This is a genomic window from Vibrio sp. RE88 (assembly GCF_013113835.1).
Taxonomy (GTDB): domain Bacteria; phylum Pseudomonadota; class Gammaproteobacteria; order Enterobacterales; family Vibrionaceae; genus Vibrio.
This window is the reverse complement of record NZ_VTYQ01000005.1, coordinates 466,721-481,989: the sequence shown is the minus strand read 5'-3', so window position 1 is coordinate 481,989 and position 15,269 is coordinate 466,721. Positions and strand designations below refer to the sequence as shown.

The following is a 15,269-nucleotide window of genomic DNA, read 5'->3' as shown; positions in this document are numbered from 1 at the left end:
GACGTTAAACACTCTGAGCGATCTTTTTCTCACCCAACACCGCCGCCTTCACTTTGTTAAGACCATTGTGAATATCACATTGGATTAATAATAGTGATGGGGTCAGCACCAATGTAATCATCGTCGCGAACAAAATACCGTAGCCTAATGCAGCGGCAGCTGGAATTAGGAACTGCGCTTGCATCGAGGTTTCGCTCAACAATGGTGCCAAACCAGCAAAGGTCGTGACTGATGTCAGCAACACGGCCCTGAGTCTACTGCTGCATGACTCAACAATCGCTTCACTCACCGGAACGTTATGCTTTCGCGTCAGTTCGTTGAAGCGTGATACCAGCAATAAGCTGTCATTGACCACGACACCACTCAAGGCAAGGATACCATTTAGCGACAGGATACTGATCGTCAGATCATTCAGCCAGTGACCTAAGATTGCGCCAACAATGCCAAACGGAATCGCCACCATAATGATGATTGGTTGAACGTAAGACTTTAACGGTATCGCCAGCAATGCAAAGATCACTATCAACGCCATAAGGAAGGTTGATTGCATAGATTCCGTCGACTCTTGCTGCTGCTCCGCTTCCCCAGTAAAGTCAATTTTTAGCATCGGGTATTCCGATTTAAGCTGCGGAACCAGTGTTTTCTCCAACTGAGCCACCAGCTCATTCGACGACACCACATCTTTATCCACCACCGCGGTTAAATAAACAGCACGTAAGTTGTCAATACGCGTAATTTCCGCTTGTTGATAGTCCGAATAGACATTCGCGACCGATAGCATTGGAACCACTGTACCATCTGGAGTGCGGACACTCGATTGTTGAATATCAGCCAGCGTTTGGCGATCACCTTCTGGATAGCGAACTCGAACTTTGACTTCATCTTTCCCACGCTGGAAGCGCTGAACAATGTCACCACCGAAGGATTGTAATACCTGCTTTGCTAGACTCGAAGTATCCATCCCTAGCGCACGCCCCTGCTCGGTCAGCACAAAACGGTATTGCGGCTCCCCAAGATCTAAGTTTTCATCAATACCACTCACACCTGGCGTTTGTTCCAGAGCTTGTTTAAATGTATTGCCTGCCTGAGTAAGAATCGTGTCGTCGCTGGCTTTGAGCTCCACTTTAAAGTTATCGACCATTTCCATCGACGAGAGAACCTTAAGCTTCTTCATCCCTTCCATCTGCCCGGACATCTGCAACCACAAGTCAGCAAACTCACCTGAGCTGTATGTCGCATCCGTAGAAAGTTCTACTTGGACGGTTCCAGTGCGGTCTTCATCGGCAATCACCTGAAGGCTAGTAATGTAAGATGTATTCTGATCGTTGCTCTCGCTACTCGCTCTCAACTGCTGATCAGCCTTAAGCGCATTGGCTTCCAATTCAAGAAGATTTGTTTGAGTCTGACCAAAGCTGGAATCGTTGTACATGCTGATTTCAGCACTGACCGTATCGCCTGCAATCTCAGGGAAGAAAGCGATTCTCACCGCTCCAGTTAATGGCATACCAATCACCAAAATAAACAGAGCGATAAAGGCCATGACCACAGCATAACGGAACTTTAACGCCTGCTTAATCACCTGTTTGTACACTTTATGATTGAACCATTCCAGCCCGTTGTCTGCACCTTGCTGGATGCGGTTCCAGATGCCTTTTTTCTCACTTCGATGCGTATTGATATGGGCAAGATGCGACGGAAGAATAAACTTGGATTCAACCAACGAAAGTAGCAAACAGATGGTAACCACAGTGGCAAACTGAGCATAAATCTGACCCATTTTTCCATCAACCGCTGCAATAGAAAGAAACGCCACGACGGTTGTCAGCACGCCAAACACGGTCGGTGCCGCCACCTTTAATGTTCCGACAATCGTGCTATTGAGCGAGTCTCCCTCTTTCCGTCGCGTCGAATAAATACTTTCCCCGACGACCACGGCGTCATCAACGACGATTCCCAGTGCCATGATAAAACCAAACGTGGTCATCTCATTGATGGTTAAGCCAACGAAGGAGTCGGTCATAAAGAACAATGTGCCGAAAAATACGAACGGTAAGCTCGCCGCAACCCAAAATGCGACACGAATGTTCAAAAACAGCGCCAGTACGATAAACACCAGAGCAATACCTGTGAGGGCATTTTTGGCAAGAAGAGACAATCGCTCTTTGATCAGCGTACTTTTGTCATACCAAGTCTCAACACTGACGTTGTCAGGCAACAGGTTACTGCTACGCCACTGTTCTACCACTTGTTTGGCTTGTTCTACGATTTGCACAACGTCGCTGTACTCATCCATGACAATCTGAATGCCCATCGCGTTGCTTTGGTTGTATCGTGACAGGCTGAAAGTGTCTTCCTCAAAAGTATCCGTGACACGGGCAATATCGCCTAGCGTAATTTGGCTGCCGTCGGAATGGGTAAGAACAGGGATCGCTTTAAAGTCTTCAATCTCGTAAGCCTGCTCAGAGACCTTAAGACGTACAGTTTTCTCATCATTGCGCAAACTGGTTGAAATACTAGTGGATGACTCCGCATTGATCGCATCCGATACATCGGTGAGCGTTAAGCCATAGGCTTGCAATCGACTTTCATTGACCTCGACCGAAATCATAGGATCAATTTCTGCTTTGATCTCCAGATCACGAATCGCACTTTCGGCAAGCAAATCGGCTTTTAGCTGCTCCGCTAAATCCTGCAATGTAGCGCGGTCTGAGTCACCATAAAGTTGAACCCACAAAGCGTGATCCTGCATCCGAGCCTTATCGATCACAGGATTGTCGGCTTCCGCAGGTAGATTGTTGATGGCGTCCACTTTGGTCTTCACGTCAGTCAGCAAAGTATCTAGACTGTAGTTGGTCTCTTTTTCGATGGAAACGTGGCTACCCGATGCGCTGGAAGTCGACGTAATGCGTTTTATGCCGGCGACCGTTTCCAGAGCTTCTTCAATCTTTATCGATATCCCCTCTTCTGCCTGAATAGGATCGCCACTGTCATAATTGACAGACACAGTCACGATGTCCGGTTCTAGACTTGGGAAGGCTTCCTTGCGTAATGAATTGACCGAAAACAAGCCGACAATAATCACCCCTAACATGAGCAGGTTAGCGGCAACCGGGTTTTGCGCGAACCAAGCGATCATGCCCTTTGGCGTTTTGGTTTGGTGCTCCATATTACCCCTCCTCCGTTGGCGTGACTTTCATACCTGGCTTGAAATTACTCAGCGGCCTGACAACCACTTGAGCCCTTTCTTCAGCCAAACTCGGAGTGACGTACACTTTGCCATCACGACCAAACAGTTTGCTGGCGTTCGATTTGTGCAGCAAACCTTGCTCATCTACCGTCCAGATTTCGCCCTGCTGAGATATCGCTGACGCCGGCACTTCCCAAAGGCCATTAACTTCAGCTCCGCTCAGTGTCGCTTTCACAAAGGTCCCCGGATAGAGAGGCGAGTCGGCTTCGAGAGGTTTATCTACAACCACAACCAGTGAGCGCTGGCGCGTGTCCTGAGTCACGTGTTGGAACTTTCTCTCAACCTGACCAAGCCATTGGTGAGCACCGCTACTGTCAGTCAATGTCACCTGCCAGTCCCCCATATCGTTGGAGGTTGGCAGATTTGCCCATTGCTGCTCTGACAGTGGCACTTCCACTTCGACACGTTCTATACTGTATAAAGTGGCGACTGCGCCGCCCGCACTCAAATAGCTCCCCGGCTGAACCTCTCTGCTCACGACTAGCGCCGTGAAAGGCGCACGTATTACCGTGTCTTTGAGGTCTTTTTCTGCTTTGTTTAATGCCTGTTTTGCATTGGCTAATTTTGCTTCAGTGCTGGCAAGTTGAGGCTCTCTAAGGACCAGTGGTGAATTCGGCTCGCCACTCAGGCCTGAACGCAGCCATTCCGATTTCGCCTGCTCTCCTTCTCGCTGCTCTTCCAACAACTCAAGCTCAGCCGTCGCGACATCAGATTTGGCCTGAGCCAACGCCTGCTGATATGACGTATCATCCAGCTTTGCCAGTATCGTACCTTTGGTGATGACTTTTCCTGTCTCAAAGTCATCAGATAGGCTGATCACTCGGCCACTGATCTCACTGGCATAGTTAAGCTGGTAACGCGATCGAGTTTCACCATAACCCACAACCTGAGCCTGATAGCTGGCACTGGTTGTCATCTGCACTGCAACTTGCTGGAGGTTTAAGCTTTCTTTCACCAATGGTGGCTGCAAAGTTTCCGTTGCTTGTTGCTCAGGTTGGCTATTCTCACTCGCTTGAGCCATATGGCTACCGTTATAGCCAATAGCGGCAAAGATGCTTCCGGCAGCGACAAGTGTCACCGCTAGGGTGATGGCATTTTTTTTCATGATGATACTCCCAAGCCCAGAGCTAGGCCTAAATCGATTCGGTTTAATAAACGTTGATAAGTGGCGTTAACCAGTTGTGCTTCGGTGTCGTAGGTCTGCTGCTGAACGGTCAGTAAATCAAAGATGTCGACCAGACCTTTTCGATATTTCTCTTCGTAACTGACAAAGCTACGCTTCGAACTTGTGAAGGCTTGATTAAGATGCAGTTGCTGCTTTTCAAGTGAATACTCCTGCCCGACAGCGTTTTCCACTTCATTGATCGCCGTCAGCAAGGTTTCCTGATAAGCCCAATAGCTTTGCTCTGTGGTGAGTTGAGCAATTTCAGCCTGGGATTTAAGCTTTCCGCCCTGAAAAAGCGGCGCTGATAGCTGTCCGAGTAGGCTCCACAATGGATCCGTTAGCAATGCTTCGCTGGGTGACTGGGCAATATCCGTCAAACTTGCCGTCAAGCTGAACGATGGCAACATGGCTTTGTAAGCTGCGTCGGTACGAAGAGCTTCAGCCTCGATATTGTAGAAAGCTTGCTGTAGATCTGGTCGGCCTGCCATATTCTGCTGGGCAAGAGAATCGAGAGGGTTGACGACTTGTGGAAACGCCATCGCTACCTCTGGCTGCTGCAACTCGGATTGCCATTGCCCGGTTAACAGTTGGAGGCTGCGTCTGCTCTGTTCTAGATTTTCTTCATACTCAGCGACAGTTGAGCGCGTCGATGCTGTGCTGGTTTTCGCGTTATCTAAGTCTTCCAGACTGCCTAGTCCCACTTGATAGCGCTCTAATACCAACACCTCATTGTTTTCCAACACATCCAGCCTTCTCAGCTCAATATCAAGTAATTGCTGATTGACGCTGATTTCTAACCAGTTGCGCATGATATTGGCCGCCAACAAATCTTTTGCTGATTGCAAGCTTGCCTGAGAGGCCGCAACATCTTTTCGTGCTGCCTCACTGCTATCTGCCAGTTTGTGCCACAGATCCAGCTCCCAACTCACGGTCACTTCGCCGGTATAGCTGTCGTCGGTATCTTCTTTGGATTGACCTGTATAGCTGGCATTCGCCGTAGGTAGCTGGTCTGCCACCGTGACTCCTTGCTGAGCATAAGCAATTTTCAGCGCGATCACGCTCTGCTGCAAACTAGGGCTATGAGCAAACGCGGCTTGTAAGTATTGCTCAAGCTCAGGGACAGAGATCAGATCCGTCAGTTGAGTCGGTTGGCTGATGTCGCCAGCCTCAAGTGAAAGTTGTCGCTCGGCTACCACCTGCGCCAGCAGTTGCTTAACAGACTGAGCACTATTCTGCTCAGCCTGTGTGGCAAATTCGGCATCGGTCCCCGTCGCACAGCCCATAACGCCTACCAGCGTCAGAGCAAGAATGGAATATCGCAATGTCATCGTTGTTATCTCCCGCTAATCTACAGGTACGGTAACAAACGAAGGGGTTAAGACAGGGTTAAAAGGAAATTATGATTCTTGTCGCAAAGTCATTCACAACATGAATGCAATGCAGATTGTGGAACTTCAAAGCTTGGAGCCCTGATGGATAAAGGCTCTAAGAAATCAATCTCAGAGCCTTTAAAGCAATGTCTCAATGAGAGCTATTCGCTACGCATCAGGCTAATCGAAAGCGAACCAGATTAGCCGCTCACACTAACTTATTTGTTATTTGACTGAAGCTTTCACTGACTTGATCAATATCCCCTCATCCTCTTTTTGGCTTGTCGAGATGAAATGAAGGTAACTCACACCATTTGGACTGACGTTACTGATGTTGATCTTTTCTACCTTCTTCCCATCTAGCAAGACTTTCGCGGTCGAGTTTTTCTTCACGCCCTTCCAGTGGATGCTAAGCGTGTACCAACGATTGGCTTCGAGTTCATGTTTGCCAAGCTTCTCGCCCGGTGCGACACTCAACGTATACACTGCATAATGCGCAATGGTTTCGTCTACAGCGTTGAACAGACGTTCCGTCAGACTGATTTGAGTTCCACCACTGTCTTCATTAAGCATAAAACGAATATCAACTTGGCCAGCCTTCCCGTTCGGGAAGTTCCACGTCGCGCCACCTTTCTCGTAATTGAGGTCGTTTTCGATATTGATGAGCTCAGCATCACGTACCCGCCGAACCTGAAGTGCTTTATGTCCCGGTTTATCAGCATGCTCTAGAAGTTGAGCTGAGGGTTTACGATTGTAGCTGACGTGCCCTTCCACCTCCGGGATATAGCTATGGATTGTCCAATTCTCAAGACCGTTCTCAAAGTGCTCACTTCGTTCTGTTTGATAAAGCCAGCGCGTATCCATCACCATCAAGCGGCGATGCTCTTTATGCTGCCCAACAGAGACAAGCACTCTATGTTCATCCAATTGAACAAGTTCACTTTGTTGCTTACCTCGGTCACCGGCGCCTTCAAACACGGCGTAATCACTTCTGTTGCGATGTTCATCTAGAATGATCTCGCGAAATCCAGTCCACGTTCTCCCGTCATCATCTGAGATCGCAGCATGGTGGGAATCACGATTAGTAAACACATCTTCCCACATGTCATCCTGCGTGCCTTTGTGTTCAGGTAAGGGCATGGTATTTGTCCAGAGAGCAAGAAGACGTCCATCTTTCAAGCGGCCAATGGTTGGCATGGTCAAAGTACCAAAAAAGCGTGAAGGCTGTGCCTCTGTCCATGTTTCGCCAAAGTCTGAAGAAAACGCTTCGTAAAGCTGATCTTGAGAAGTGCGGACAAGAATCCACAAGCGCCCGTCTCGCAGCTCGACAATCGAGCCTTCAACGCCACTATTTCGCCATCGAACACCTTGGTGTATTTCATCTTTTTCATGGGGAGGAGCAGAGATAATATCTTGCGATGTGCGCCAAGTCAGGCCGCCATCATCGGAAATATGAACGACCGTACCTTCACGCATTTCATGCGATGGAATCAAAATGCGTTGACCATTGTTCACAAAAGTCGGGCGACGCATAATACCGCCAAGAGTCAGGTAGTTCTCTTTGTCGGCGTGCTCCCAATCATAGTCAAGCTGACCATCTTTGGTCACCGCGGCCCATTCGCCATCAAGCCCTCCATTGGAAATAAACACATAACCATCGATAGGTTGTACCCGTATGTACTCCCCTGTCACAGGGTTAGGGACGATGGATGGCGACTCAATCTCAATCCCTCCAAAGTTAGGTGGATACGACGATGACGCCAAGCTGTCCTGCCACGTACGACCATTGTCATGACTGACCAGTATTTTACGTCCATCGTAACCTTCACCACCGCTATAGTGTCGGATTTCCGTCTCGCTTGCGCGTACCAAACCTCTTCCCGCATCAGCAGGAGGAACACCAACGACCTGTGGCGGCTGAATATCCTTAACCGCAGCCAAAGCAGCTTGCGGGAGCAACAGCGCCAGTATTATCACTTTATGCAACTTCATTTAATCTCCTTATCGCGAGAGAGCACCATGATTCAGACCGTCATGGCGTGACTGATTGCCTTGAAAATGCCACAAGTCAGTTATCCTTTTGACCGTCTTTGGTGAGTGTTTTCAATATTGATTCCCAATGAGCCCTTGGCTGCTAGCTATCCGGCGCGCTTTTCGCGCCGGATAGCAGCTGGCTTTCCTTAATGTATTTGGCTTTTGGGCATCATTCGCTGAGATTGGCTAACTCAGGCTTGCTGGCAGCGGATCAAATCACGATGAATCTTCACCACCACTTTTTTGATCGTGTGTGGCTCGGCGACAACGCAGCCCGGTTTATGTGGTTGTTCAGGGAAGAACACCACGAAGTCTCCACTTTTGAGCGCAACGCTCGAAGCACAAGCAAAGTCGTTGACCAATGCAAAGTCATCTTCTGTGTTGTACTCAGTCGCATATTGGTATTCGCCGTTTTCAAGGCCGTATACCACCTTCTCTTCACCCAAGACCAAGTATTGCAAATCGATGTATTCCTGATGGACTTCCGCTTTCTTCTCAGCCTCTTCAACGGTTGAGAAAGCCATCACATTGGCAAACATCTTGTCTCCCTCAAATTCGTAGCGGCCGGGAGCGAGCTGATCCAAGTCGTGCTGTGACAAGTATTGCAATGCGCGCGTCACCGCGGCAGGCAAAATAGAGGTATTGAGTGCATGTATCGAGCCCAATAACATTTCATGATTCCTATTCAGTTTAATCAGTTAAGCGAGTTATTTTTCAGAAGACGTTAATACAAACGATTTGCTAACATCTTTCGGCTCTTCTTTCAGTAGCAGGGCTACCAGATAACCAACAATCACAACAGTCATGGTGCCGATCGCACCGTAGAAGAAGAAGTTCAGGTCAGTAAAGTAGCGCGCCCATAGTGTTGCGATCACACTGACAATCACCCCGACAAGTGCGCTGCGTGCTGTCGCTTTACGGACAAACACACCCAGCATGAACAGCCCTGTCATTGGGCCACCCATTAGGCCAAGTAAGCTATTGAATGCATCCCAGATCTGACTCTCTTCAGAGAAGATAAGGTAAGTCGACGCTGCAACACCCAGTAGTCCTGCGATAACCGTGACAAAACGACCCGTTTTTAGCGCATTTTCGGTAGAACCACTGCGGCCTAAACGGTGGTAGATGTCCGTGGTGTAACATGCCGAAATACTGTTCAGACTACTTGAAATACTCGACTGAGACGCGGCAAAGATGGCAGCGATGATCAGCCCTGCAACACCTGCTGGTAGCTGAGTGATGACATAGAATGGAAGAATACCGCCAGTGTTAAAGTTCTCTGGCAATAGAGTCGGATTCTGTGTGTAGTAAGCGTACAGACCTGCGCCAACTGCAAAGAAGAAGATTGGAATGACAGCAACGAACTTAGCATTTGTGATCAGCGCTTTCTTAGTTTCTTCCACTGAGTCTGTGACTATGTAACGCTGCACCACATCCTGACTGGCTGTGAACTGTTGCAGTACCGAGAAGAAGAAACCAATCATCAGCACAGGGATCGTGGCATCTGACCAGCTCCAGCTAAACTGCTCCGCAGGAAAATACTTGTTGGCATCTGCTGACATCGAGAAGATTTCACTCATTCCGCCATCGACGTTAAAGCACAGCATGATGAAAATGCCGACAGCCGCCAAAGAGAGCATGATTCCTTGCATCACGTCTGTCCAGATCACCCCTTCAATACCACCTAGGAAGGTATAGATGATACACAAAACGCCAATCAGAAAGACGATGGTCAGCGGGTCCATGTCGATGAACGGCATCAGCGCTAACGCCGTTAGATAAGTCACGATCGCAATTCGGCCAACATGGAACAACATAAATGAAATACTGCCGAACAAACGCATTTTCAGATCAAAGCGCTTTTCCAGATACTCATAGACTGAGGTCAAATTCAGTCGGCGGAAAAATGGAATGTAATAGATAAACACAAACGGCAGAATCGCGATTGCAATGTATTGGCCAATTAAAAATGTCCAGTCATCGGTGTACGCTTTCGCTGGAATCGACATAAAAGTGATCGAGCTTAACGTAGTCGCGAAGACACTGATCCCTGCGGCCCAACCGGGTATGCGACCTCCCGCTTTGAAATAGTCGTCGCCAGATGTCTGGCGGCGCGCAAAATACACGCCCACACCCATGACCCCAGCGAGGTATAGGAAGAGCACTACATAGTTAAGGGTTCCAAAGGAAGTTGCTTCCATCGTTTATCGTCCTTTTAAAATTCGTTATTGAAATACTGTTGCGACCACAACGCAGCGCCGATCAAACCAGCATCATTGCCAGCTTGAGCCTGCGTGATAGTCGGGCGGTAGACTTCTGGATTGTTATTGATTTCTTTTTGGACTAGTTCCAGATAGCCATCCGCAAGCCCAACGCTGCCGCCTAGCACAACAACGTCGAGATCAAGTGAAATTCGTAAATCTGCAATCATTTGAGCCACGGCTTGTGCCGACTTTTCAAAGATTGCTAAGGCCTGTTTTGAGCCGTTTTGCCATTCGTCGTGGACACGCTTGCCACAGCAGTCCGTTCCCCAAAGTGCCTGACCCGCTTTGGCGATTGCTGTTCCTGAGGCAATTGCTTCGACGCAGCCAACTCGGCCACAGCCACATACTGGGCCGTTAGGATCCGCCTGAATATGACCGGCATGGCCAGCGATACCGCGACGACCTACCAGCAGTTGACCATTCAGCACAACCCCAGCACCAACACCGGTTGAAATGGTAATAAACGCCATGTCCAGCTTCTGTTCGGCGTATCTTTGATACTCTGACCAACACGCCGCCTGCGCATCATTGAGGACATAACAAGGTAACGACGTCAGCGTCTCAAGCGTGGCTTTGAGCGGATAATTGTTCAGCCCACCCAAATTATCTGGGTTTAAAGCCATCAGTACGCCATCGTTGATGATGCCCGTAGACGCCACTGCCACGTAATCTGCCCGTTCAAGTAACGGATGCACCAGCTCACTGAGTGCCGCGGTTAACTCTTGCGGTTGTTTGGATCCAGGCGTTGGCACTTGATGGCGCTCCACAAGCGTTGTCCCTTCAATCAGAGCCGCTGCTATTTTGGTACCGCCAATGTCAATCGCGAGACAAATCGTCATGCACTCTTCTCCAGTTCTTCTCTGCGTGCGGCTTGTACGGAGTCAGCAAACCACGAACAGATGTGCTCAATGCGGGTAATGGCCGAACCAACAGTGACTGATGCCGCGCCCGCTTCAATCGCTTGCTTAGCCAGTTGCGGCGTGTTGTAACGCCCTTCCGCCATCACAAAGCAGCCTGCCTGACTGAGTTGTGACACCAACTCCAGATCAGGTTCTATAGGTAAAGTATCGCCAGTGTAACCAGAAAGTGTCGAGCCGATGACTTCAACTCCTATCTGTTTGGCATACATGCCTTCACTAAAGTTGGAGCAATCCGCCATCGCAATACAGCCCAGTTGATGAATTGATTCCACTAAGGTTTGAATATCCACAGGGCGAGTTCGGTCCGATGCATCAATAGCGATGATGTCTGCGCCCGCAGCGTGGAGTGCCGCGACATCTTCAACAAACGGCGTAATTCGAACTGGTGAGTCTTCTAAATCACGTTTAACAATCCCGATGATCGGCACATCCACCGCTTTTCTGGCGGCTTTGAGGTTTTCCACGCCTTCAATGCGAAGCGCTATCGCTCCCCCATCAACACTTGCTTTTGCCATGGCAGCAACAATCTGTGGATGATCCATAGGGCCATCGTCCACAGGCTGACAAGAAGCGACAAAGCCACTTTGCAAAACTTTTAAAACAGTCGACGTCTCAGATTGCATAGAAACAAAACTCCAAAATAACTTTAAGTTTGAAATATAACTTCAATATGACAGAATGGAGTTTTACTTCAACTGATAACTTTAATATTTGCTGACAGACGTCACAAACTCGCACAGGATTGCAGATAATCGACGTTTTCAGCGACCAAATCACGAATTATCGAGTTATTCTCGTCTAAATTAGATACAACACAGATATTTTTTGGAGTTATACTCCTTTACTTATAAAGAGCGTCCCTATGTCACCAGCTACGCCTCCTCAGCCATATGCCTTAATCAACATCAACGTTTTTACCGGTGAAGAAACGCTTCACCATCATGCAATCGTCATCGACAATAATCAGATCGTTTCCGTCACTCCAATGGAGGCGTTACCTGATGGCCTGACAACCATTGATGGTCAGGGGCAATTGGCTTGCCCGGGTTTTATAGATTTGCAGTTAAATGGGTGTGGAGGCGTGCTGTTCAACACAGACATTCGCTATCAAACGCTCGCGACAATGAACCGAACTAACCTGCGCTCTGGCACTACGCAGTTTTTGCCGACACTGATCACCAGTGAAGCCAGTCACATGAAGAAAGCAGTAGAAACCTTGAACTCAGCGTCACAAGCAGAGAATGATGGTATTCTCGGGCTCCACCTTGAAGGTCCTTTCATCAATGCTGAGAAAAAAGGCGCACACAATCAATCGCACATTCGCGAACTCGACGAATCAACGCTGGCTTACTTGCTTGAAAATCAGCAGCACATCCGTTTGATTACCTTGGCGCCAGAGTGCAACACCACTGACGTCACCGATCGTCTGGCACAAGCCGGAATGCATGTTGCTTTGGGCCACACCAACGCCACCTATCAGCAACTGGCCAAGCACCCAAATGTCACCATGGCCACTCACCTGTACAATGCGATGAGTCCACTCAACTCGCGTGAGCCCGGCGCGGTCGGTTATGTCCTAGATAATGCACTTCATGCTGGGATCATCGTGGATGGCATTCATTGTGATTACGTCAATGTGCGACTCGCGCACAGGCTACTGCAAGAGAAGTTGTTCCTCGTCACTGACGCCGTTACGCCTGCGGGAACGGATATGACAGAGTTTGATATGGCGGGAACGCCAGCATTTGTTACCGATGGCCGCTGTCACTACCAAGATGGCACGATTGCTGGAGCGGCAATCACCATGATTGAAGGTGTAAGAAACTTAGTGCGGCATGTTGGCTTACCGCTAGATACGGCCTTGAAAATGGCGTCTCGCTACCCAGCAGAAGCGATAGGTATTGATGATCGTTACGGCAGATTGGAAGCCGGATACTTTGCCAACATTGCCTTACTGGACGATAAGCTGGAGGTGAACGCCACCATTCAAATGGGTGAAATGAAATATCAATCAGGAGATTAAAATTGAAAATGCGGGTTTGATAACCCGCATTAATTTGTTATTTGATGCTCAGTGCTTGAGTCGTTTTCAGCTTATTAGCATGGGCACCGGACTCATCCGCCTGAACCAGCAGGCAGTAGATCATATCCAAAACAAAAAGTTGTGAGATCTTGGTACCAATCGAATCCCCTTGTAGCTGCCCCTGACGGTTACCATTCACCAGAACATAATCCGCATAATCACAAATTGATGAGCGCGGATTATGGGTAATCGCCACTGTCATCGCGCCAGATTGTTTGGCAACTTTCAGTGCCTTGACGGTCTCCGGCGAATTACCCGAATGGCTGATACCAATAGCAATATCACCTTCAGACAGCAAAGCGGCCTTCATATACATATAGTGGTTAGTCGTTAGTGCATCGACATTAAGACCGATGCGCATATAGCGATACTTGGCATTCTCCGCCGAAATTCCAGATGATCCGACGCCTAAGAAGTACACCGATTTGGCTTCCTGTATCGCCTGACAAACTTCAGCCAAGCAACCATAGTCGAGCAAGTTTAGCGTTTCATACAGAACGTTATCGATGGTTTTACGCAATTTTTTACCAATCAGTTCAGGGTTGTCCTCTAACGTGACATCCGTATCGAAGATGCTCTCTTCGTTCTCCTGCTTAGACAATTCAATCGCGAGCGCCATTTTGAATTCGTGGAAACCCTTGGCTCCTAGCGCTCGACAGAAACGAATGATTGAAGCATCACCTGCCGATACTACTTGTGACAGCTCTGCTATCGATAGTTTGCAAACCTCTTCCGGTTTTTCCAGAACAAACCCTGCAATACGTTTTGATGCTGGCGTAAAGCTATCGTATAAGCTGCCAATCGTATCAAGTATTTTACCGGCCTGAATGGCTTCGGAGCTTTCCGCCATCGTTACTGTTTCCTTATCATTATTCATGATTGCAAAGCTATTAACCTGTTTCAGCACAAGTTCCCAAACCAAGCATATGCATCTGTCATTATTCTCCAGATTATAATCATGATCTGGCGCACAACTCCACAAAAAACTCCACTAACATTAAAAACAGCCATATACAAAGGAGTAAAACTCCATAAAATAAAAACCAGTAGAGTTAGACGCCATTAAAGGCCGTCTTTGATATATAAAAGTGGATGCATTATGACAAAGCTAGCAGGCTTGATTGCCGCCCCTCATACGCCTTTCGATGGTAACAATGAGGTTAATTACAACGAGATAGATAAGATTGCGCAGCACCTGATCCGAGACGGAGTTACAGGCGCTTACATCTGTGGTACCACAGGGGAAGGCATTCATTGCAGTGTTGAAGAACGTAAAGCCATCGCGGAGCGCTGGGTGACGGCAGCTAAAGGCCAGTTGAGCCTGATCATTCATACGGGCGCACTGAGTATTGCTGACACACTTGAGCTCACACGTCATGCAGAGACTCTGGACATTCTGGCAACGTCTGCCATTGGTCCGTGTTTCTTTAAACCTGCTAACGTAGACAGCTTGGTCGAGTACTGTGCCACAGTGGCTGCTGCCGCCCCGTCTAAAGGTTTCTACTACTACCACTCAGGTATGTCAGGTGTAAACGTCGATATGGAACAATTCCTACTGGCTGCGGATAAGAAAATTCCAAACCTATCAGGTCTGAAATTCAACAGCCCTGATTTGTACGAATACCAACGCTGTCTGCGTGTTTGCGATGGTAAATACGATATTCCATTTGGCGTGGATGAATTTCTTCCAGCGGCATTAGCTCTAGGCGCAACAAGTGCTGTCGGTAGTACGTACAATTACGCCGCTCCTCACTTCCAACAAATCATTCAGGACTTTAACAATGGTGACCTGGAGAAAGTGAACCGCGGAATGGACAACGTCATTGACCTGATTCGTGTATTGGTCGAATTTGGTGGCGTAGCGGCTGGTAAAGCTGCCATGGCATTGCATGATATTGATGCAGGCGACCCGCGCCTACCGATTACGCCGCTCAGCGAAGAGCAAAAAGAAACGGTCATTGAGCGCATGCGCAAGGCAGACTTTCTAAAATAATTGCTCATATTGTGGTGGGCGTTCTCGCCCGCCAATTTATCGATTCTCCATCCTTATGCCAACCCTATTTGGCTTTATTCTAGGCCGACCACTCAACGCTCACTCCTTTACCCACGACTCCGTTGCGGTCACATCAACGCTAACTACCACAAAAAGCGCAATTTTTGCTCTATTCTTACTTTGACATTGCTTC

Annotated in this window: 11 protein-coding genes; 2 read left to right on the top strand and 9 right to left on the bottom strand. The window is 48.4% G+C overall.

Features of this window, described 5'->3' with window-relative positions; genetic code table 11:
• Window positions 1–4 precede the first annotated feature (4 nt).
• The 8 genes from F0265_RS14780 to F0265_RS14745 form a co-directional block, all read right to left on the bottom strand.
• A complete protein-coding gene (locus tag F0265_RS14780; protein ID WP_171749459.1) occupies window positions 5–3,166 on the bottom strand; it encodes an efflux RND transporter permease subunit in 3,162 nt (1,053 codons plus the stop codon).
• Window position 3,167: 1 nt separating this feature from the next.
• Window positions 3,168–4,352, bottom strand: a complete 1,185-nt coding sequence (locus tag F0265_RS14775) for an efflux RND transporter periplasmic adaptor subunit (protein ID WP_171749458.1) — start codon at window positions 4,350–4,352, stop codon at window positions 3,168–3,170.
• Window positions 4,349–5,740: a TolC family protein gene (locus F0265_RS14770; RefSeq protein ID WP_171749457.1), complete on the bottom strand. Its 1,392-nt coding sequence runs from the start codon at window positions 5,738–5,740 to the stop codon at window positions 4,349–4,351. The genes F0265_RS14775 and F0265_RS14770 overlap by 4 nt, the downstream gene beginning before the upstream one ends.
• 267 nt (window positions 5,741–6,007) lie before the next feature.
• Complete coding sequence (locus tag F0265_RS14765; RefSeq protein ID WP_171749456.1) at window positions 6,008–7,774, bottom strand: sialidase family protein; 1,767 nt, start codon at window positions 7,772–7,774, stop codon at window positions 6,008–6,010.
• 233 nt (window positions 7,775–8,007) lie between these two features.
• Window positions 8,008–8,487 carry an N-acetylneuraminate anomerase gene (gene nanQ / locus F0265_RS14760; protein ID WP_171749455.1) on the bottom strand — a complete coding sequence of 160 codons (480 nt, stop codon included), beginning with the start codon at window positions 8,485–8,487 and terminating at the stop codon, window positions 8,008–8,010.
• Window positions 8,488–8,523: 36 nt separating this feature from the next.
• The gene (locus F0265_RS14755; RefSeq protein ID WP_065741605.1) at window positions 8,524–10,017 is read right to left on the bottom strand and encodes a sodium:solute symporter; all 1,494 of its coding nucleotides are present in this window, start codon (window positions 10,015–10,017) and stop codon (window positions 8,524–8,526) included.
• A 14-nt stretch (window positions 10,018–10,031) separates the two neighbouring features.
• Window positions 10,032–10,919, bottom strand: a complete 888-nt coding sequence (locus tag F0265_RS14750) for an N-acetylmannosamine kinase (protein WP_171749454.1) — start codon at window positions 10,917–10,919, stop codon at window positions 10,032–10,034.
• Entirely contained in the window at window positions 10,916–11,623 is a 708-nt protein-coding gene (locus F0265_RS14745) for an N-acetylmannosamine-6-phosphate 2-epimerase (protein WP_171749453.1), read from the bottom strand. The genes F0265_RS14750 and F0265_RS14745 overlap by 4 nt, the downstream gene beginning before the upstream one ends.
• A gap of 239 nt (window positions 11,624–11,862) precedes the next feature.
• Between F0265_RS14745 and nagA the strand changes: the two genes are divergently transcribed.
• Window positions 11,863–13,023 (top strand): N-acetylglucosamine-6-phosphate deacetylase, encoded by a 1,161-nt coding sequence (gene nagA, locus F0265_RS14740; RefSeq protein WP_171749452.1) that lies wholly within the window; start codon window positions 11,863–11,865, stop codon window positions 13,021–13,023.
• Window positions 13,024–13,060: 37 nt separating this feature from the next.
• Here nagA and F0265_RS14735 read toward each other — a convergent pair whose 3' ends face one another.
• Entirely contained in the window at window positions 13,061–13,960 is a 900-nt protein-coding gene (locus F0265_RS14735) for a MurR/RpiR family transcriptional regulator (protein ID WP_253809464.1), read from the bottom strand.
• Between the two features lie 222 nt (window positions 13,961–14,182).
• Between F0265_RS14735 and F0265_RS14730 the strand changes: the two genes are divergently transcribed.
• The gene (locus F0265_RS14730) at window positions 14,183–15,076 is read left to right on the top strand and encodes a dihydrodipicolinate synthase family protein (RefSeq protein WP_171749451.1); all 894 of its coding nucleotides are present in this window, start codon (window positions 14,183–14,185) and stop codon (window positions 15,074–15,076) included.
• Window positions 15,077–15,269: the final 193 nt, after the last annotated feature.